The organism is Actinomyces sp. oral taxon 169 (assembly GCF_013394715.1).
In the GTDB taxonomy this organism is placed as follows: domain Bacteria; phylum Actinomycetota; class Actinomycetes; order Actinomycetales; family Actinomycetaceae; genus Actinomyces.
The window spans coordinates 895,230-913,653 of the sequence record NZ_CP058259.1; the positions used below are offsets into that span (position 1 = coordinate 895,230).

Annotated in this window: 18 protein-coding genes; 8 read left to right on the plus strand and 10 right to left on the minus strand. The window is 70.1% G+C overall.

The genetic code is table 11. The features are described 5' to 3' along the window. Window positions 1–29: 29 nt before the first annotated feature. The gene (locus HW274_RS03845; protein ID WP_185989234.1) at window positions 30–1,769 is read right to left on the minus strand and encodes a phospho-sugar mutase; all 1,740 of its coding nucleotides are present in this window, start codon (window positions 1,767–1,769) and stop codon (window positions 30–32) included. Between the two features lie 299 nt (window positions 1,770–2,068). On the opposite strand from HW274_RS03845, the gene HW274_RS03850 reads away from it, so the two are divergent. Then, on the plus strand, window positions 2,069–2,824 hold the full coding sequence (locus tag HW274_RS03850) for a TIGR00730 family Rossman fold protein (RefSeq protein WP_185989235.1): 756 nt from the start codon (window positions 2,069–2,071) through the stop codon (window positions 2,822–2,824). A gap of 105 nt (window positions 2,825–2,929) precedes the next feature. Further along, window positions 2,930–3,097 (plus strand): DUF3117 domain-containing protein, encoded by a 168-nt coding sequence (locus HW274_RS03855; protein WP_009396029.1) that lies wholly within the window; start codon window positions 2,930–2,932, stop codon window positions 3,095–3,097. A gap of 148 nt (window positions 3,098–3,245) precedes the next feature. Here HW274_RS03855 and HW274_RS03860 read toward each other — a convergent pair whose 3' ends face one another. After that, a complete protein-coding gene (locus HW274_RS03860) occupies window positions 3,246–3,881 on the minus strand; it encodes an O-methyltransferase (RefSeq protein WP_009406302.1) in 636 nt (211 codons plus the stop codon). Window positions 3,882–4,040: 159 nt separating this feature from the next. Here HW274_RS03860 and HW274_RS03865 point away from each other — a divergent pair, with 159 nt between their 5' ends. Beyond that, window positions 4,041–4,940, plus strand: a complete 900-nt coding sequence (locus HW274_RS03865; RefSeq protein WP_185989236.1) for a twin-arginine translocase TatA/TatE family subunit — start codon at window positions 4,041–4,043, stop codon at window positions 4,938–4,940. A 26-nt stretch (window positions 4,941–4,966) separates the two neighbouring features. Here the strand turns inward: HW274_RS03865 and HW274_RS03870 are convergent, their stop codons facing one another. The 3 genes from HW274_RS03870 to HW274_RS03880 form a co-directional block, all read right to left on the minus strand. Then, window positions 4,967–6,109: an Mrp/NBP35 family ATP-binding protein gene (locus tag HW274_RS03870; protein ID WP_060956540.1), complete on the minus strand. Its 1,143-nt coding sequence runs from the start codon at window positions 6,107–6,109 to the stop codon at window positions 4,967–4,969. A 70-nt stretch (window positions 6,110–6,179) separates the two neighbouring features. After that, a complete protein-coding gene (locus tag HW274_RS03875) occupies window positions 6,180–6,752 on the minus strand; it encodes a DUF1003 domain-containing protein (protein WP_185989237.1) in 573 nt (190 codons plus the stop codon). Next, entirely contained in the window at window positions 6,745–8,037 is a 1,293-nt protein-coding gene (locus HW274_RS03880; RefSeq protein WP_029316613.1) for a magnesium transporter MgtE N-terminal domain-containing protein, read from the minus strand. The genes HW274_RS03875 and HW274_RS03880 overlap by 8 nt, the downstream gene beginning before the upstream one ends. Window positions 8,038–8,117: 80 nt before the next feature. On the opposite strand from HW274_RS03880, the gene HW274_RS03885 reads away from it, so the two are divergent. Together HW274_RS03885 and HW274_RS03890 are read left to right on the plus strand one after the other, a co-directional pair. Next, a complete protein-coding gene (locus HW274_RS03885) occupies window positions 8,118–8,924 on the plus strand; it encodes a general stress protein (RefSeq protein ID WP_185989238.1) in 807 nt (268 codons plus the stop codon). Window positions 8,925–8,953: 29 nt separating this feature from the next. Beyond that, entirely contained in the window at window positions 8,954–9,802 is an 849-nt protein-coding gene (locus tag HW274_RS03890) for a sugar phosphate isomerase/epimerase (RefSeq protein ID WP_070511819.1), read from the plus strand. Window positions 9,803–9,808: 6 nt separating this feature from the next. Here the strand turns inward: HW274_RS03890 and HW274_RS03895 are convergent, their stop codons facing one another. The 4 genes from HW274_RS03895 to HW274_RS03910 form a co-directional block, all read right to left on the minus strand. Beyond that, window positions 9,809–10,783 carry a cation diffusion facilitator family transporter gene (locus tag HW274_RS03895; protein WP_185989239.1) on the minus strand — a complete coding sequence of 325 codons (975 nt, stop codon included), beginning with the start codon at window positions 10,781–10,783 and terminating at the stop codon, window positions 9,809–9,811. Further along, window positions 10,780–11,151, minus strand: a complete 372-nt coding sequence (locus HW274_RS03900; RefSeq protein ID WP_185989240.1) for a helix-turn-helix transcriptional regulator — start codon at window positions 11,149–11,151, stop codon at window positions 10,780–10,782. The genes HW274_RS03895 and HW274_RS03900 overlap by 4 nt, the downstream gene beginning before the upstream one ends. A 57-nt stretch (window positions 11,152–11,208) precedes the next feature. Continuing rightward, window positions 11,209–12,834 (minus strand): aminopeptidase P family protein, encoded by a 1,626-nt coding sequence (locus tag HW274_RS03905; protein WP_185989241.1) that lies wholly within the window; start codon window positions 12,832–12,834, stop codon window positions 11,209–11,211. A 67-nt stretch (window positions 12,835–12,901) separates the two neighbouring features. Beyond that, a complete protein-coding gene (locus HW274_RS03910) occupies window positions 12,902–14,020 on the minus strand; it encodes a Gfo/Idh/MocA family protein (RefSeq protein ID WP_185989242.1) in 1,119 nt (372 codons plus the stop codon). A 48-nt stretch (window positions 14,021–14,068) separates the two neighbouring features. On the opposite strand from HW274_RS03910, the gene HW274_RS03915 reads away from it, so the two are divergent. Together HW274_RS03915 and HW274_RS03920 are read left to right on the plus strand one after the other, a co-directional pair. Continuing rightward, window positions 14,069–14,914, plus strand: coding sequence for a PHP domain-containing protein (locus tag HW274_RS03915; protein WP_185989243.1), 846 nt, complete (start codon window positions 14,069–14,071; stop codon window positions 14,912–14,914). A 56-nt stretch (window positions 14,915–14,970) separates the two neighbouring features. Beyond that, complete coding sequence (locus HW274_RS03920; RefSeq protein WP_075404352.1) at window positions 14,971–15,600, plus strand: MarC family protein; 630 nt, start codon at window positions 14,971–14,973, stop codon at window positions 15,598–15,600. A 77-nt stretch (window positions 15,601–15,677) separates the two neighbouring features. On the opposite strand, the gene HW274_RS03925 is transcribed toward HW274_RS03920, so the two are convergent. Next, window positions 15,678–17,342, minus strand: coding sequence for a DEAD/DEAH box helicase (locus tag HW274_RS03925; RefSeq protein ID WP_185989244.1), 1,665 nt, complete (start codon window positions 17,340–17,342; stop codon window positions 15,678–15,680). A gap of 379 nt (window positions 17,343–17,721) precedes the next feature. Between HW274_RS03925 and HW274_RS03930 the strand changes: the two genes are divergently transcribed. Further along, window positions 17,722–18,399, plus strand: a complete 678-nt coding sequence (locus HW274_RS03930) for a ferritin-like fold-containing protein (protein WP_185989245.1) — start codon at window positions 17,722–17,724, stop codon at window positions 18,397–18,399. Window positions 18,400–18,424 lie beyond the last annotated feature (25 nt).

The window sequence follows — 18,424 nt, forward strand, 5'->3', positions numbered from 1 at the left end:
GCCGGAGCCAGGCATGCAATGGGGGTTGTTCAGGCAGCGATCCCCAGAATGCCGCGCAGGTCGGCCTTGATGGCCTCCAGACGCTCGGCGGCCGCCTCCCGCACCTGCGCCACCGGAGCGTCATTCGTCGGCAGAATCACCTCGCAGTAGCACTTGAGCTTGGGCTCGGTCCCTGAGGGTCGCACGACCACCCGGTCATCCGAGGCCGTCACCCACACCAGGCCGTTCGTGGGGGGAAGGGTGCCGCCGTTGCCGTCCGAGATGCCGTCGAGCAGATCCACCGTCTTGGTGATCGGGGAACCGGCGAGCTTGGCCGGTGCCCCGCCCGAACGCAGACGCTCCATGGTGCTGGTGATGATGTCAAGGTCCTCGACCCGCATGCTCAACGGGCTCGTGGCGTGCAGCCCGTGCTCCCGCGCGAGCCGGTCGAGCAGATCCTGCAAGGTCCGGCCCTGCTGCTTGAGCACGGAGGTCAGCACCGCCAACCGCACGGAGGCGGAGATGCCGTCCTTGTCCCGCACCGCGGCAGGATCGACGCAGTAGCCCAGGGCCTCCTCGTAGCCGAAGACCAGGCCCGGCTCACGGCTGATCCACTTGAAGCCCGTCAGGGTGCGGCGGAAGCCCAAGCCGTGGGACTGGGCGATCCGGCGCAGCAGGCGGGAGGAGACCACGGAACAGGCCAGGACCCCGTTGCCGGCGAAAGCGGCCAGCTCGGCGGCCTGCTCACCCAGGAGCGCGCCGACCTCATCGCCCGTCAGCTGACGCCAGCCGCCGGGAGCGTTCTCGTCCGGGATCGCCGCCGAGCAACGATCCGCATCGGGATCGTTGGCGATCACCAGGTCCGCATCGACCTGACGGGCCTTGTCCAGCGCCAGGTCCAGCGCCCCAGGCTCCTCCGGGTTGGGGAAGGCCACCGTCGGGAAGTCTGGATCCGGCTCGAACTGCTCGGCCACCTCGACGACGTCGGTGAACCCGGCTCGCGCGAGCACCTCACGGCACGTGGCCCCACCCACGCCGTGCATCGCCGTCAACACGATCTTCACCGGGGCGGGGGCCGTCATCCGAGCCGCCTGAGCGGCCCGCTCGATGTACTCCTCCCGGATCTCCGGGTCGACCGTCTCCCAGCCCGACTGCGGGCGGGGTACGGAGCTGACCGGGCCGACGGCGTCGATCGCCGCAGCGATCTGGCTGTCATAGGGGGGAACGATCTGGGCCCCCTGACCCGAGTCGGTCACGGCCCGCCCGCCCAGGTAGACCTTGTAGCCGTTGTCCTGCGGAGGGTTGTGCGAGGCCGTCACCATGACGCCGGCGTCGGCCTCCAGGCGCCGCAGCGCGAAGGCGAGTACCGGGGTCGGGCAGTGCGACTCGAAGAGAATGGCCCGACCGCCCGCACCGGTGACGACCGCGGCCGTATCGAGGGCGAACCGCTTGGAGTTGTGGCGGGCGTCGTAACCGATGACGACGCTGAAGCCCTCACCGAGACGGTCCTTGAGGTAAGCGGACAACCCCGCCGCGGCGCGGATGACGACGACCCGGTTCATCCGGTTGGGGCCCCCGCCCAGGCGGCCTCGCAGGCCGGCCGTGCCGAAGGCGAGGGTGCCGCTGAAGGCGTCGCTGAGTGCCCTGCGAGCCGCCTGGGCCTGCTCGCCATGAGAACGGGCGGCGCTCAGCAGCTCAGTGAGCTCGGCGCGGGTGACGGGATCCGGATCGTCCTGGATCCACGCGTCCACGGCCACGTCGTCGTACACATCTTCAGGGCCTCGGGTCATATCTGTGACGGTACCTCGCGATAACTTCTGGAAACGCTCACAATGACGCTCCTCACTGGTGTTTCCAAACACAAGGAGAATTCAGTCACCAGGGTGACGGAGAGCCCCTGAAGATAAGATGTCTTGAATTAAATTGGCGGTATAATTCGGGTTTGTTTTGAGAGTTCTGAGAGATGAGATGCTGGTGAGAAAGATGTGGGTGGCGGGAGTGAATTTCTGGGACTTCTGTCCTTCGTGTGTCCTCTGCTCCTGCCTTCGAACACATCGCCGCCTCGACAGGAATAGGGGATCATGGCCGCATGAGTACACGCGAGTCCTACCGCAAGGGGCCAGTGGTGCTGCGCGGCACCCAGATCCCCACCCAGACCACCGACGCGCGACTGCTGAGCAGTGACGCCGACGCCGACTGGCTCCACGCCGACCCGTGGCGGGTCATGCGCATCCAGGCGGAGTTCGTCGAGGGCTTCGGAGCCTTGGCGGAGCTGGGGCCGGCCATCAGCGTCTTCGGCTCGGCACGCACCAAACCCGAGGACCCTACCTATCGCATGGCCATGGAGGTCGGCGCCGGGCTGGCACGCGCCGGCTACGCCGTCATCACCGGAGGCGGCCCGGGCATGATGGAGGCCGCCAACCGTGGGTGCCATGAGGCCGGCGGGACCTCAGTGGGCCTGGGCATCGAGCTGCCCCACGAGCAGGGCATGAACGAGTATGTCGATCTCGGGGTCAACTTCCGCTACTTCTTCGCCCGCAAGACCATGTTCGTCAAGTACTCCGACGGATTCGTCGTCATGCCCGGCGGGATGGGGACCCTCGACGAGCTCTTCGAGGCCCTCACTCTGGTTCAGACTCAGAAGATCTCCTCCTTCCCCATCGTCCTGGTGGACAGCGGTTACTGGGGTGGGCTGCTGGAGTGGCTGCGCACCACGATGATCGAGCGCGGCATGATCTCTACGAGCGACCCCGACCTGCTGCACGTCGTCGACGATGCCGAGGAGGCTGTGGACTACGTGGTCAGCGCGGCCCGCCGGCTGCGCGACGGCCGGGCGGGGGCGTGAGTCGCGTCATGGCGGGCCCATCCTCGAACGTTGCACCTTGAATGTCGTAGAATATGACAGGTCGCGCGGCGATGTGCCCGCGCAGCACTGACGAAAGGTGAGCACATGGCTGCCATGAAGCCCCGGACCGGAGACGGCCCCCTCGAAGTCGTCAAGGAAGGCCGCGCCATCATCATGCGGGTTCCGCTTGAGGGTGGTGGTCGACTCGTCCTCGAGATCACGGCCGATGAGGTCAAGGCACTCGGAGAGGCCCTGGCCAACGCCAAGATCTGACCGATCCTGGCGCCCGGGGGCAGCCGGGTACCACTGGGACCTCGGCGTCGAGGAGCCGGTGGCCGAGTCATCCAGCCTCGCGAGAGAGGGCCGGACCCAATGCGGGTCCGGCCCTCTTCGTCGTTCCGGCCGGTTGGGCGGTGAACAGTCAGGTCTGGCGCACGGAGACGAGCAGGCCGTCTCCGACGGGCAGCAGTGTGGTCAGTAGCGCCCGGGAAGCGCGCAGCGCCTTGCCGAGCTCGCGGGCTGCCACAGTGGTGACGTCGCGGCGGGCCGGGTCGGCCACGTGGTCGTTCCACAGGGCCCGAGTGACGGCCAGGACCCCGCCGGGGCGCAGCATCCGCAGGGCGTTGGAGGCCAGGAGGATCGCCTCCTCCGGGGCGACGTCGAGCACCACCATGTCGTAGGAGCGGGCCGCCATCCGGGGCATGACGTCCGAGGCCCGACCCTGGATGATGCGGGTGCGCGAGGAGGGGTAGCCGGCCCCGTCGAAGGCGCGACGCGCCTCGCGCTGGAGCTCGGGCTCGACGTCGATCGTGGTGAGGACCCCGTCAGTGCCCATGCCGCCCAGCAGCCACAGACCCGAGACACCGGTGCCGGTGCCGACCTCGGCCACGGACTTGGCTCCCACTGAGGCGGCCAACATCCGCAGCGCCGCTCCGGTCCCCGAGGACACCGGGGTGATGCCGAGCTCGAGCCCGCGTATGCGGGCCTGGGCGGTGGCCTCGTCCTCCGCGGTGAAGTCCTCCGTGTAGGACCAGCTCAGCGTCTTGTCCGCACTCACTGTGAGCCTTTCTTCTGCTGCGGGGTGCCAGGCGCACCCCTCAAGCCACATTGTTCCAGGTGTTCGGCCCGATAGGCGGAAGGGCGCTCGCCCGGGTGAGTCCGCCGGTAGGCGAACCGAGGCGGATTCGGACCGGTGGGACTCCCTATACTGAGCGGCGTGTTCGGCATCAACGGAAATGAGTTCCTCGTCATCATCCTGGTGGCGGTGATCGTGGTGGGGCCGCAGCGCTTGCCCGAGTACACCCGCAAGCTCACGCAGCTGGTGCGCCAGCTCAGGGTGTTCCTGGACAACGCGCGCAGCCAGATCGCCGAGGAAGTCGGCCCCGAGATGGCCGACCTGGACCTGTCCAGCCTCGATCCGCGCCAGTACGACCCGCGCAAGATCGTGCGCGATGCCCTGGGGGAGGACATCGACGCCATCCGCGAGGACCTCGCCCACCCCTTCCGCTCCGTCGGCTCAGCCGCCAAGGAGATGTCCGACGACGCCGCACAGGCAGTCAACGACGTGGTCAAGAAGGATCGGGCCTCGTCGCTGAGCAAGCAGATCGAGGCCAAGCGTGACGAGCGGCTGGCCGAGAAGGACACCGAGAAGGCTGAGAACACCGAGAGCACTGAGGGCGCCGAGAACGCTGAGGGCCCGCAGAGTGCTGAGCAGCCCCCCGCCACTGCGCCGCGGGGAGTGCTCCAGCAGGCCGACGACGTCGAGCATGCCGTCGACGCCGAGGCCGAGACTGATGCTGGGTCGGTCGAGTCGGCTGAAGGGGCTGAGCCGGAGAAGACAGAGCCCGAGCAGTCCGGGGAGGCCGAGGTCGCCGAGGACGCGGAGAGCACTGAGCAGCCGGAGCAGTCCGACCGTCCGGCCGAGCCGGTGGAGGTCCCGACAAGCCTGGTCGAGCCGCAGGCCGCTGCCGCCGGTGAGGATGCAGGGGACGCCACCGCGGCGGGTGATGACTCCCGTAATCGCGTGCACCCTCTATCGCCGCGTGACATCGTGCGAGCCGCCAACGCCGCCGCCCGCACCCGCGCCGAGGCCGCGCGTATCGCCGTCGACTTCTGATTCGTCGAGAACCGGCGGGGCCGGTATTAGGCCGGGGTGACCCCCAGGCTCTTGCCGGCCAGGCCGCGGGAGCGGTGAGTCAGGCGCTGGGCCACAGCGGACAGTTCCAGGGCTGCGGGGGCGTCGGCGGCCGGCTTGCCGTCCTGGGCCACGGTGGCCGGCAGACCGGTGTCAGAGCCCTCGCGCAGACGGATGTCCAGCGGCAGCTGGGCCAGCAGCGGCACCTCGTAGCCGAGGGTCTCGCTCAAGGAGGCGCTGACGATCTCGCCCCCGCCGGAGCCGAAGATCTCCAGGCGTGAGCCGTCGGGCTGGGGCATGTAGGACATGTTCTCGATGACGCCCACCACCTTCTGGTGCGTCTGGGTGGCGATGAGGCCGGTGCGCTCTGCGACCTCGGCGGCGGCCGTCTGCGGGGTGGTGACCACGAGAATCTCGGCGTTCGGGAGCAGCTGGGCCACGGAGATCGTCACGTCGCCGGTGCCAGGCGGCAGGTCCAGCAGCAGGACGTCCAGGTCGCCCCAGAACACATCGGACAGGAACTGCTGGACGGCGCGGTGCAGCATGGGGCCGCGCCACACAACCGGCTGCTTATCCTCAACGAACATGCCGATGGAGATGACCTTCACCCCGTGGGCCACCGGCGGCACGATCATGCCGTCGAGCTGGGTGGGCACCCGGTCCACCCCCAGCATGCGGGGGATGGAGAAGCCGTAGATGTCGGCGTCTACCACGCCCACGCTCAGGCCCTGGGCGGCCATGGCGGCGGCCAGGTTCGCAGTCACCGAGGACTTGCCGACCCCTCCCTTGCCGGAGGTGACGGCGTAGACCCGGGTGAGGTTGCCCGGCTGAGTGAAGGGAACCACCGGTTCGGCGGCCCCTCCGCGCAGGCGGCGCCGCAGCTCGGCCTTCTGCTCGTCGTTCATGACGCCCAGGCTCACCTGCACCTCGGTGACACCCTCGACGGTGTTGACCTCGCGCCGGGTGTCGGCGGTGATCGTGTCCTTCAAGGGGCACCCGGCCACGGTCAGGAGCACCTCGACGCTGACCACGCCGTCCTCGGCGATGTCAACGGTGGAGACCATTCCCAGGTCGGTGATGGGGCGGTGCAGCTCGGGGTCGATGACCCTGGCCAGCGCCTCCATGACGGCGTCATGAGTCGGTTGCGTCATGGGCCCATCCTAGGGGTGCCGTCGAACGCCACGACAGGTGGCGAGTCCCACGTGAGGGCCGGGTGCTCCCTCACTGGGCGGTGCGCTGTCCAGGAGTGGTGCTGGGCTCGTCGTCGCCGCTGTCCTGGAACTCGGCGATCTCTTCACGGGTGAGGCGCTCCTCGGCGAGGATCTCGCTGAGCATGTCGCGAAGTTCGCTGCGCACGAAGTCGCGGGTGGCGACGTCGTTCATGGCCAGGCGCAGGGCGGCGATCTCCCGGGTGAGGAACTCGGTGTCCTCCAGGTTGCGCTGGGCGCGCTGGCGGTCCTGCTCGGCGGTGACGCGGTCGCGGTCGTCCTGCCGGTTCTGGGCCAGCATGATGAGAGGGGCTGAGTAGGAGGCCTGGGTGGAGAAGGCCAGGTTGAGCAGGATGAAGGGGTAGGGGTCCCAGGCCCGCTGCATCTTGGCCAGGATGAGGTTCGCCACGATCCACACAGCGACGAAGATCGACATGTAGAGCACGAACTTGGGCGAGCCCATGAAGCGGGCGGTGGCCTCGGCGAAGCGGCCGAAGCCGTCCGAGCGCGAGGCGTGGGCCGGATGCGTCCTGCGCAGCCACCGCAGGCGACTGTCGGGCAAGGGCTGGTCGAGCTGGTCAGGCATTGGCGCCCCTCTCGATCGTCTCGTCGGTGACGGCCTCGTCGGCCACGCGCCAGTCGTCGGGCATGAGGTGGTCCAGGACGTCGTCGACACTGACGGCGCCCAGCAGGCGTCCGGCGTCGTCGAGGACCGGCAGGGCCGTCAGGTTGTAGGTGGCCAGCAGGCGGGTGACGGTACCGATGGAGTCCTCGGGGCGCACGGAGTCGACGTCGGTGTCCACGATGGAGCCGACCATGCGCTGGGGGCGCTCGCGCAGCGCCCTCTGGAAGTGGATCATGCCCACGAACTTGCCGGTGGGGGACTCCAGGGGCGGGCGGCACACGAAGCCGATGGCGGCCAGGGCGGGAGGAACCTCGGCCTTGCGGGACTGGGCCAGGAAGGTCGCCACCGTCGACTCGGGGGGCAGGATGATCGGCTCGGTGGTCATCAGGCCGCCGGCGGTGTAGTCGTCGTAGGCCATGAGGCGGCGCACGTCCTCGGCCTCCTCGGGCTCCATGAGGCCCAGCAGCTCGGTGGCCTTGAGCTGGGGCAGATCGGCGACCAGGTCGGCGGCGTCGTCGGGCTGCATGGCGTCCAGGACGTGGGCGGCGCGCCCGGCCTCCAGGCGGGACAGGAGGGCGACGGCGTCCTCGTTGCCGAGCTCCTCCAGGACGTCGGCCAGGCGCTCATCGGTCAGCTCTGCGGCCACGCGCATCTGGCTGTCCTGGGGCAGGTCGCGCATGACGTCGGCCAGGTCGGCGGGCTTGAGGTCCTCCAGGGTGGCCAGTAGTGCGGTGGCGCCCTGCTGGTCGGCGCTGGCGGCCAGGCCGCTGACCTCGTCGGGGCGCACCGTGAAGGTCTCCCCGCGGCGCAGGCCCAGAGGGCCTGAGGAGGCCCGCTGGACGAACAGGCGGGTCACCTTCCAGTCCATGCCGCGGTCGCGCTCGATGGCCACGTCGCGCACCGTGACGTTGCCCGAGCCGTCGCGCATGGTGACCACCCGGTCCAGCAGCTCGCCGACGACCAGGGTCTCCACGTGGCGCTGGGTGAAGCGGCGGATGTTCATCAGGCCCGTGGTGATGACGGCTCCGGGCTCGATGGCGGTGATCCTCGACAGGGGCAGGAAGACGCGGCGCCGGCTGGAGACCTCGATGACGAAGCCGACGGCTCTGGGTTCTCCGCGCATCTGCAGCAGGACGACGACGTCATGGACCTTGCCCACCTCATCGCCCAAGGGATCGAAGACGGAGGTGCCGATGAGGCGGGCCACAAAAACCCTGCTGGTCGTGCGCGTCCTGGTGTTCTCCACAAGCCAAGCCTATGCGCCTGAGGCGTGATTGCCTCCCGATGGGTCCGTACCGCGTGCCCGCGCGTGCGACGATAGCCCCCATGAACGCCAATCCGAGCTCGTTGTCCTCCCTGACCTCGTCCAGTGGTGGTGTCATGCCCCAGGGGGAGGAGGTGGCCTCCTTCGCGACCTACCCCGAGGCGCAGGGAGCAGTGGACGCCCTGTCGGATCAGGGCTTCCCGGTGCAGCACCTGGCGATCATCGGCACCGACCTGCGTCAGGTCGAACGCATCACCGGGCGCATGAGCTGGGGGAGGGCGGCGATGTCGGGGGCTCTCAACGGCCTGTGGATCGGGGTGTTCTTCGGCATCATCATGTCGGTGGCCGGCAGCAGCGGTCCCAGACTCAACTTCTGGGCCTGCGTCCTGCTGGGGGTGCTGTGGGGCATCGTCTTCCAGCTCTTCAGCTACGCCCTGACCCGGGGACGGCGCGACTTCACCTCCATCAGTCAGGTCGTGGCCTCGCGCTACTCCATCATCGCCGCCCGAGAGATTCACGAGGCCAGCCAGGCCCTGGCCGATATCCCGGGCAACCTCGCGCGTGGGGCGGGCACGCTGCGGCGCTCCCAGGAGCGGCGTCGTGCGCGGCAGGAGGCCCCCGGGCCGACCGCCTTCGGGTCGCGCCCCGACGAGCAGCCCCGTTTCGGGGTGCGCCTGCCGCAGCCCGGCAGCGACACTGCTCAGCGGACCCCCACCGCCTCGGCCGGCCCCGCCTCCGGCGCCCCGGCAGCTGCCGAGGACTACGACCCCTTCCTGCGTCCCTCGCGATCGGAGGATCGCAAGGAGCCGGGGGCCCCGGCGTCGTCGCAGGAGCCCGGCGATGAGACCGGCTCCGGTGACGAGGGCTGAGCGGCACTGAGGGACGAGGGAGCGCGACAATGAGCATTCCGGTGGGGCTGTCGACAGCCTGCGTGGTTCCCGGCAGTGTTCCCGACACCTTCGCCATCGCCCAGGAGCTGGGCTACGACGGCGTCGAGATCATGGTCTGGAGCGAGAAGGCATCCCAGGACGCCACCCGGCTGGCGGCCCTGGTGGAGAAGCACGACCAGCCGGTGCTGGCGGTCCATGCCCCCACGCTGCTGGTGACCCGTGGGGTCTTCGGCGCCGATCCGTGGGACAAGGTGGACCGCTCCATCGAGCTGGCCCACTACCTCGAGGCGCCCACGGTGGTGCTGCACCCGCCCTTCTTCTGGCAGACCCGCTACGCGCGCTCCTTCATCGCCGGGGTCGCGCAGCGCGAGGCGACCACGGGCATCCACCTGGCGGTGGAGAACATGTTCACCTGGCGGCCCCGCCACGCCCACTCCACGCGCGACTTCCAGGCCTACTCGCCCACTTGGGATCCGGTGGGGCAGGGCTACAAGTCAGTGACGCTGGACATCTCCCACGCCGCCACCTCCGGCTCCGACGCCCTGGCCATGGCTCGGGCGCTGGGGCCCACGCTGCGTCACCTGCACCTGACCGACGGCGTGCCCGGGCCCCTGGACGACCATCTGCTGCCCGGGCAGGGCAACCAGGACTGCGCCGGGGTCCTCAAGCACCTGGTGGCCACCGGCTTCGAGGCCGGTGGGGGACAGGTCGTCGTCGAGGTGACCACCCGGTCCATGACGGCCGCCCAGCGTCTCGAGGGCCTCGCCAGCGCGCTGGCCTTCGCCCGTGAGCACCTGGAGGGTGGGGAGCCGGCTCACATTCCCGAGCCGACCCGCAAACGCTACCGCCGTTCCTGACCCGACCTAGCAGTAGGCGGCCTCGTGCTCGAGGTGCGAGACGGGCTCGAGCTGGAGGGTCGCATGCTGGATCCTGACCGGGAAGTGCTCGGCCACGCAGTTCTGGAGCCGGTCGAGGATCTCCTCGGTGTGACCGTCGCGCAGGCACTCGTCGCGCACGACGACGTGCGCGGTCAGCACCGGCATGCCCGAGGCGACGGTCCAGGCATGCAGGTCGTGGACCTCCTCGACGTGGTCGATGCCGAGCATGTGCGAGCGCACCTGCGCCAGGTCCAGCTCCCGGGGAGTGAAGTCCATGAGCACGGCCAGGGCCGAGCGCAGCAGCGTCACCGCCCGGGGCAGGATGAGGACGGCGATGAGCAAGGAGGCCACGGCGTCGGCCCGGGTCCAGCCGGTGCGGGCCACGACGGCGGCAGCGATGATGACGCCCACTGATCCCAGGGCGTCATTGAGGACCTCCAGCAGGGCGGCCCTCATGTTGAGGTTCTCGCCGTGTCCGTCATGCCCCCTGCCGCCGGAGAGAACCAGTAGCGCGATGACGTTGGCGGCCAGGCCGATGACACCCATGACGAGCATGCCCGAGGCCTCGACCTGCGGGGCCACCAGCAGGTTGTGAACCGCCTTGAAGGCCACGAAGAGCCCGACGACGGCGAGCATGCCCGCCTGGAGCGCGGCCCCGATGACCTCGGCGCGACGCATGCCCCAGGTGGAGCGGTCCGTGGCCGGACGCGTGGACAGGTGGGCGGCCGTCAGGGCCATGGCCAGGCCGGCGACGTCGGTGAGCATATGCCCGGCGTCGGCCAGCAGCGCCAGCGATCCGGTGACAAGAGCGGTGACGATCTCGGCCACCAGAACCGTGGCCGACAGGCACAGGGCGACCAGGAGCCGACCGCGCGAGGCCCCGGCGCCGTGGTTGTGCGAGTGACCGTGGGAGTGGTGGTGGGAATGGGCGTCGGGCTCGTGGCCGCCTGGGGTGCTCACTGCGGCTCCCTGCTCCGGCTCGCTCCGTCCCCGGAGATGATGGCGGCCAGGGACTCGGCGGCGGCCAGGACCTGCTCGATGGCCTCGGGGTTCTCGATCCGGCTGACGTTGGCCCGCCCGTGGGAGTGGCTGGAGATGAGACCGGCGCTGCGCAGGATCGCCAGGTGCTGGGAGACGGTCGACTGGGCCAGACCCAGGTGCTCGGTCAGCTCCACCACCCGGTGCTCGCCGCCGTGGAGGTGGCGCAGGATCGCCAGGCGGGTGGCGTCCCCCAGGACGTCGAGCAAGGAGGCCACGGTGGAGGCCTCGCGTACGGCTCCGTGGTCCTGGGGGCGGTCCTCGGGCAGCAACCCATGTTTCATCGTCATACGGCGATGCTATCTACGAATAACGATGAGCAGCAAGGGAAGTGACCGAGCAGTCAGTCAGTCGGCGATGAGCCAGCTCACCCAGGCCTCGACCTCCTCCACGGTGCGGGGCACGTCCTGAGTGAGGCGCTCCACGCTGCCGTCCTCGCGCACCACGACGTCGTCCTCGATGCGCACGCCCGTGCCGCGCATCTCGGCGGGCACCAGCAGGTCGTCCTCGCGGAAGTACAGTCCCGGCTCGATGGTGAAGCACATGCCCGGCTTGAGCTCGGCCTCCATGTACATCTCGCGGCGTGCCTGGGCGCAGTCGTGGACATCCAGGCCCAGGTGGTGGCTGGTGCCGTGCACCATCCAGCGCCGGTGGTACTGGCCCTCGGGGGCCAGGGAGTCGGCGGCGCTGACGCCCTCGGGCAGCATCCCCCATTCCTCGAGGCGGGCGGCGATCACCTCCATGGCGGCGGCGTGGACGTCCTTGAAGCGGCAGCCCGGCGTGCCCGCACGGGCGAAGGCGGCGTCGGCGGCGTCGAGAACCGCCTGGTAGATCCGGCGCTGAGCCTCGGTGAAGCGACCATCGACCGGGATCGTGCGAGTGACGTCAGCGGTGTAGAGGGAGTCGACCTCAACGCCGGCATCCACCAGGACCAGCTGGCCGGGCTCGACGGCGCCGTCATTGTTGATCCAGTGCAGGGTGTTGGCGTGGTTGCCGGCCGCGGCGATCGTGTCATAGCCCAGGCCGTTGCCCTCCTCGCGGGCCTTGGCCCCGAAGGCCCCCTCCAGGACCCGCTCGCCGCGCCAGTGGCCGCGGGCCCGGGGGATGGAGCGGATGAGGTCGTCGAAGCCGGCCTTGGTGGCGGCGACGGCGGCACGCAGCTGGTCGATCTCCCAGGGGTCCTTGACCAGGCGCAGCTCGCTGGCGGCCTCGGCCAGACCTGCGTCCACCTCCGCGGCGCCCTGGCCGGTCTGCAGCCCGACCTTCTCCCGCGTGGTGGTCACCAGTGCGGTGACGGACTCGTCGGCCTCGGAGACGACGCGCAGCCGCACCGCGTCGGGGCCGGCATCCTTGGCCAGCGCGTCGGGCAGGGAGTCGATGTGGGCGCAGCGCATACCGGTGGAGGCCTCGACCTCCTCCAGGGAGGGCCGCACCCCCACCCACAGCTCGCCGTAGCGGGGGTCGCCGTAGAACTCCTGGCTGGATCGTGAGGCCCGGGGCCGGAAGTAGAGGACCGCCTCATGCGTAGGGGAGGCATCATCGCCACCATCGGAGCCGTCCGGGGAACCCGCGCCCTGTCCCGGCGCGGTGAGGGGGTCCAGGACGAGCACGGCATCCGGCTCGAAGTCCGTGCCGGTTCCGGCCAGGTGGGCGAAGGCGCTGTGGGGCCTGAACCGGTAGTCGCAGTCGTTGTTGCGCACCTTGAGCGCACCGGCGGGCAGGACCAGGCGCTCACCGGGGAAGAGTCTGCCAAGAGCCTCACGGCGGGCGGCCGCCCAGGGCGCCGCCTCGCTGCGGACGGGCAGACCCTCGGGACGTGGGCCCCACCCCGAGCCGATGAAGTCGCGGAAGGCCTGGTTGTCGGGCTGGCGGGACCGGTTGGAGCCTCGCGCCGCCAAGGACTGGGGGGCCTCCTGCGAGGAGGCGGGGGTCTCGTCGGACGGGCGGTTGTCTGCGGGAGAAGTCGGTGCCATAGGGGCATCATTCCACTGTTGGGCCCCAACCGGTGCTCGGTGGGGTACTCAGGAATGCGGGGGCGGCTCAGCCCTGCTCGTCAGCTGGGAAACGCACCCCCACCTGGCGGCGGGCCTCCTGCAGGACCCCGACCGCCGCCACGGAGCGGCTCAACGGGTGCAGATCGGACTGGCGCGCTCCGGCGCGTACCAGGCGGCACACCTCGGCCAGCTCGTAGGCGAGCTGGTGACCGGGCGCCTCAGCGTCGCGCTCGACCGACAGGTCCTCGTGGGCCTGCGCCCCCTGAGCCTGATCCCCGTTCGCCGCCGGGCCGCGCAGCTCAATGCGCCGGGGCCACTGGCAGTCGTCAATGCTCAGCACGTCGTGGTCACCGGCGAAGCTCGACTCTATTCCCGGGGAGGTCTTGGAGTGCAGGCAGACGACCTCCAGCCCGGCGTGCTCACCGCAGTCGTAGGACAGGACCACCGTGCCCCGTGCGTCGACACCGCACTCCAGCAGCGTCCCCGTGGCCGTCACCCGGTCCGGCTCGCCGAAGAGGTGAATGGCCAGGCTGACCGGGTAGATGCCCAGATCCATGAGGGAGCCACCGCCCAGAGCCGGATCGAAGGCCGGTGGCAGGCCACCGGAGCGGTAGACCTCCATCCGCGAGGAGAACTGCTCCTTGGACAGCACCACCCGGTGCAGCCGCCCCAGCCGCGGCAGATGCTCACGCAGCCGAGCCACCCCGGGCTCGAAGGCGGACAGCCACCCCTCCATGAGGAAGCGGTCGGCCGCCCGTGCCGCCTCCACCATCGCCTCGGCCTGCGAGCGTGTCAGGGCGAAGGGCTTCTCCACCACCACGTGAAAACCGGCCTCCAGGGCCGCGATCGCGTGCTGCGCGTGCAAGGAGTTGGGGGAGCCCACATGGATGACGTCGATCGGGGCCTTGGAGCCCGGGCCGTGGGCGGCGAACATCTCCTCAAGCGAGGCATAGGCATGCGCAATCCCGTGCTCGGTGGCGAAGGCGGCGGCGCGCTCGCGGCGGGCGGAGGTGACCGCCACGATCTGCGCGCCCGGCTCGCGGGCGACGGCCTGGGCGAACCAGCGGGCGATGAAACCGGCGCCGATCACCCCAAAACGGATCGGGGCGTCGTCGGTGCGCCGCGTTGTGGGCACGGTATTGCTCATACGGCTCGGCTCGCTCATGCCGTCCAGTCTTCCACGCCTCCCTGCCCTCCTACCTACACTGTCTCGGTGCGCATCGACCCCCACACCCACTCGGCCTGCTCCGACGGCACCGACTCGCCCGCCGAGCTCATGGCGAAGGCGGCCGGGGCCGGTCTCGACGTCGTCGGGCTGACCGACCACGACACGATGGCCGGCTGGCAGGAGGCGGCCCGGGCCGTCCCGTTCACCGGTGTCGCTCTGCTGCGCGGCACCGAGATCTCCTGTGCTGCGGACGGGGTCACCCTCCACCTGCTGTCCTACCTGCACCGGGCAGACGACGCCGGGCTGGAGGCCGCCTTCGCCCGCGCCCGCCGCTCGCGCGACAGCCGGGCCCAACGGATGGTCGAGCGTCTTAGCGAGGACTACCCGGTCACCTGGGAGGACGTCCTGACCCAGTCGGCCGACTCCCACACGATCGGTCGGCCCCATATCGCCGACGCCCTCGTGGCGACCGGCTCCTTCCCCGATCGCAACGCCGCCTTCGCCGGGCCGCTGGCCACCTCCTCGCCCTACTACGTCCACCACTGGGCGCTGGACCCGGTGGAGGCCTGCCGCCTGGTGCGCGCCGCCGGTGGGGTCCCGGTGGCGGCCCACCCGCGTGCCGCCTCCCGCCAGCGCCGCCTCGTGCCCGATGAGACCTTCGCCCGGATGGCCGAGGCCGGCCTGGCGGCCCTGGAGATGAACCATCGCGACCAGGACCCCGAGCAGCGCGAGCAGGTTCGCCTCCTGGCCCAGCGCCTGGGCCTGGGGCTGTCGGGGGCCTCGGACTACCACGGCACCGGTAAGCCCAACCGCTTGGGGGAGAACCTCATGCCGCCCGAGCTGCTGGAACAGATCCTCGACGAAGGCACCCTCGACCTCGTCCGCACCTGAGGGCCGACCGGCCACGGCACCCGACTTCCGCCGAGCGGCGGTGATAGAAACGCCCCATGCTGCAGTCCGTCTTCGACACTACGGTCTTCGCCACGACCTTCACCACGCTCCTGGTCATCCAGGACCCCCTGGGCGCCATCCCGATCTTCCTGTCCCTGACCTCGCGGCAGACGCCCCCGGAGCGCGCCGCCTCCGCGCGCCAGGCCACGGTCGTCTCCTTCGCTGTCATCGTGCTGTTCGCGGTCTTCGGACGCTACATCCTGAAGTTCCTGGGCATCTCGGTGCCCTCCCTTCAGGTGGCCGGCGGACTGCTGCTGCTCCTGGTGGCCCTGGAGCTGCTGACCGACAAGGTCGATGAGAGCCCCGACCCCGAGGCCGTCACCGCCAACGCCGCCCTCGTGCCCCTGGGCACGCCCCTGCTGGCCGGGCCCGGAGCCATCGTCGCGGCGATGGTCGCCGTGGACACCACTGGAGGCGGGGTGGCCGGGTGGGTCTCCGTGACGGCCGCGATCATCGGCACGCACATCGCCATCTGGGCCGCACTGCGCTTCTCCCTGGGGCTCAACCGGGTGCTGGGCACCTCCGGCATCCGGATCCTCACCCGGGTCATGGGACTGCTCCTGGCGGCCATCGCCGTCCAGATCATGGCCGACGGCGTCTTCGCCTTCCTGGCGACCCGCCTGTGACTCGGCTCCGCCCGAAGTCGGACAGCGGCTGAGACCCAGGTGAGTCTCAGCCGCTCCTTCTCAGTCCTATTTCAGTCCTACTCGCCGGTCGCACCGTCAACCGGGCGGCCGCCGCGCGTGCGCTTACGGGTGCGCTTGCGCCGGGGCTTGGCCTCGCCGTCGGCGGAGCGCCGGGAGCGCTCACCGCGCTTGGAGTCCTTGGCGCCCCTGCCGCCACGGCCCCGGCCGCGCTCCGAGCGCCCGCCCTGCCGACCGGGCTGCTTGCGCCCACGCTTGCCGGTCTCACCCAGGTCCTCGATCTCCTCGGCGTCCAGTCCCTCCAGGGTGCGCTTGTGGCGGGGCAGGCGTCCGGTGACCTTCTCGGGGATCGACAGGTCGGAGAACAGGTGCTCGCTGGTGTGGTAGGTCTCCACCGGCTCCTCGATGGGCAGGCCCAGGGCCTTGGCGATGATCCGCCAGCGCGGCACGTCGTCCCAGTCCACGAAGGTGACCGCCGTGCCGGAGTTGCCGGCGCGTCCGGTGCGCCCGATGCGGTGGACGTAGATCTTCTCGTCCTCGGGGCACTGGTAGTTGATGACGTGGGTGACGTCGTCGACGTCGATGCCGCGGGCGGCCACGTCGGTAGCCACCAGGACGTCCACCTTGTTGTTGCGGAAGGCGCGCAGGGCCTGCTCGCGGGCCCCCTGGCCGAGGTCGCCGTGCAGGGCCCCGGTGGCGAAACCGCGGGCGCGCAGGTCGTCGGCCACCCGGGCCGCCGTGCGCTTGGTGCGCGCGAAGATGATGGTGCGTCCGCGTCCCTCGGCCTGGAGGATCCGGGAGACGACCTCCACCTTGTTCATCGAGTGGGTGCGGTAAACGACCTGCTGGACCGTCTGAACGGTCATACCCTCGTCGCCCGGGTCCTGGGCGCGGATGTGGGTCGGCCGGGTCATGTAGCGGCGCGCCAGGGCGACCACGGCCCCGGGCATGGTGGCGCTGAAGAGCATTGTGTGCCTGTCGGCGCGGGTGCGGGCCAGGATCTTCTCCACGTCCGGCAGGAAGCCCAGGTCCAGCATCTCGTCGGCCTCGTCCAGGACGACGGTGGTGACGTGAGCCAGGTCCAGCACGCCGCGCTCCATGAGGTCGATGAGGCGGCCAGGCGTGCCCACGACGACCTCGGCTCCCCGCTCGAGGTCCTCGATCTGGGGCTCGTAGGCGCGCCCACCGTAGACCTGAACGATGCGCACGGTGCGCTTGGCGGCCGCCGTGGACAGCTCCTCGGCGACCTGCTTGGCCAGCTCACGGGTGGGCAGGATGACCAGGGCCTGGGGGCTGCCGGAGGCGGGATCCTCGTCCCAGCCCTCCTCCCCGGGGCCCAGGGTGTCCATGAGCAGGGGGATGCCGAAGCCTAGGGTCTTGCCGGTGCCGGTCTTGGCCTGACCGATGATGTCCTGACCCTCCAGGGCCACCGGCAGGGTGAGGGCCTGGATGGGGAAGGGGTGGGTGATGCCCTTGGCGGCCAGGGCCTCGCAGATCTCCGGCTCGACGCCGAAGTCGGCGAAGGTCTTGCGGCTCAGGTCGGTCTGGGCGCCCTCGTCGGTGATGTCGGGAGTGGCCTCGTCCAGGACGGGGGCGTGGGCGCCGGCCGTCTCAATGATTCCGGACGGGGCGGTAGCGGCGTCGGCGCCCTCGATGATGGTCTGGTCGTCTGTGGAGTTGTGGTCGGGCTCGACGGCGTCGGCCCCGTGCTGCTCGTTGCTCACGAGGTTCCTTGTCTTCTGATCGGGTTGAACCGCTCCGGCGCGGCTGTCGCTCGCGCGCACAGTCGGGTGCGCTGCGTGGGCGTTGGCGCCGTCGGATCTGGCAGCCGATCGCGAGTCATATCTGAGTCCATCTGACGACCGGGCAACCGTGGACGCCGTCAGCGTAGCGGCTTTCCAACGTATTCGCGTCGGTGGGTGTCACCATGGCGGCTTGAGTGTGGGTGATGTCACGACTGGTGTGGGAGTGGCTGCGCAGATGTGGAAGGGCTGCAATGAGAAGACCGGTGTGGCGATCCTCGGGGGTCCCGTCGCTACAGGGAAGACGACGACTGATACCAGCGCTACGGCAAGGCTGCTCGGTGAGGGAGGGCTGACTACGATGGTGGCCATGTCCCAGATGCCGACTCCGTCACCTCAGCCCAGCGCCTCCACTCCGATACAGGTCGGTCCACACGAGCTGTCCGTCGTCGGCGTCGTCGCGATCTCCCGGACGGCCGCCTGCACCCGCTACGCAAAGGATGCCGACCGGGCTCCGCGGATGACGGCCCGGGTCGACCTGCTGCGTATGAGCGCCTGGGAGGTCGCCTCCTTCGATCGGGTGGTGGAGCTGGCCGCGACCCACGGCATCGACGCCCTGGGGGCGGCCGAGCGATTCACCGACGTCCTGGGCGACTTCGACGAGCGGCTGCGGCCACTGGACTGGGCCGAGCGCCTGCTCAAGACCTACATCACCTTCGGGCTGCTCATCGACTTCGGGATGGCGCTGAGCGAGTCGTTGGAGGATCCCTTGCGCAGGGGGCTCGTCCACGAGCTCAGCCAGGACCCGATCAGCACCTACGCCATCGCCGAGCTGGAGGAGGTCATCGCGGCCGACCCGCAGCTGGCCGCCCGGCTGGGGCTGTGGGGGCGGCGCGTCATCGGTGAGGAGATCGGAACCTTCCAGAGGCTCCTGGGGCAGTTCCCCGAGCTCCTCGGACAGATGGCGCAGGAGCAGCTCCACTCAGTGCTGAGCCAGGGGGCGGTCTCGCGCATGAGAGGGCTGGGCCTGAGGGTCTGATCGTCTTCCACCACCCCCGCGCGGC

Bases quoted from the DNA above. Each gene is read 5' to 3' on its own strand.
- HW274_RS03845 (WP_185989234.1), bottom strand. From the start codon at position 1,769: ATGACCCGAGGCCCTGAAGATGTGTACGACGACGTGGCCGTGGACGCG.
- HW274_RS03850 (WP_185989235.1), top strand. From the start codon at position 2,069: ATGAGTACACGCGAGTCCTACCGCAAGGGGCCAGTGGTGCTGCGCGGC.
- HW274_RS03855 (WP_009396029.1), top strand. From the start codon at position 2,930: ATGGCTGCCATGAAGCCCCGGACCGGAGACGGCCCCCTCGAAGTCGTC.
- HW274_RS03870 (WP_060956540.1), bottom strand. From the start codon at position 6,109: ATGACGCAACCGACTCATGACGCCGTCATGGAGGCGCTGGCCAGGGTC.
- HW274_RS03875 (WP_185989237.1), bottom strand. From the start codon at position 6,752: ATGCCTGACCAGCTCGACCAGCCCTTGCCCGACAGTCGCCTGCGGTGG.
- HW274_RS03885 (WP_185989238.1), top strand. From the start codon at position 8,118: ATGAACGCCAATCCGAGCTCGTTGTCCTCCCTGACCTCGTCCAGTGGT.
- HW274_RS03890 (WP_070511819.1), top strand. From the start codon at position 8,954: ATGAGCATTCCGGTGGGGCTGTCGACAGCCTGCGTGGTTCCCGGCAGT.
- HW274_RS03900 (WP_185989240.1), bottom strand. From the start codon at position 11,151: ATGACGATGAAACATGGGTTGCTGCCCGAGGACCGCCCCCAGGACCAC.
- HW274_RS03905 (WP_185989241.1), bottom strand. From the start codon at position 12,834: ATGGCACCGACTTCTCCCGCAGACAACCGCCCGTCCGACGAGACCCCC.
- HW274_RS03910 (WP_185989242.1), bottom strand. From the start codon at position 14,020: ATGAGCGAGCCGAGCCGTATGAGCAATACCGTGCCCACAACGCGGCGC.
- HW274_RS03920 (WP_075404352.1), top strand. From the start codon at position 14,971: ATGCTGCAGTCCGTCTTCGACACTACGGTCTTCGCCACGACCTTCACC.
- HW274_RS03930 (WP_185989245.1), top strand. From the start codon at position 17,722: ATGGTGGCCATGTCCCAGATGCCGACTCCGTCACCTCAGCCCAGCGCC.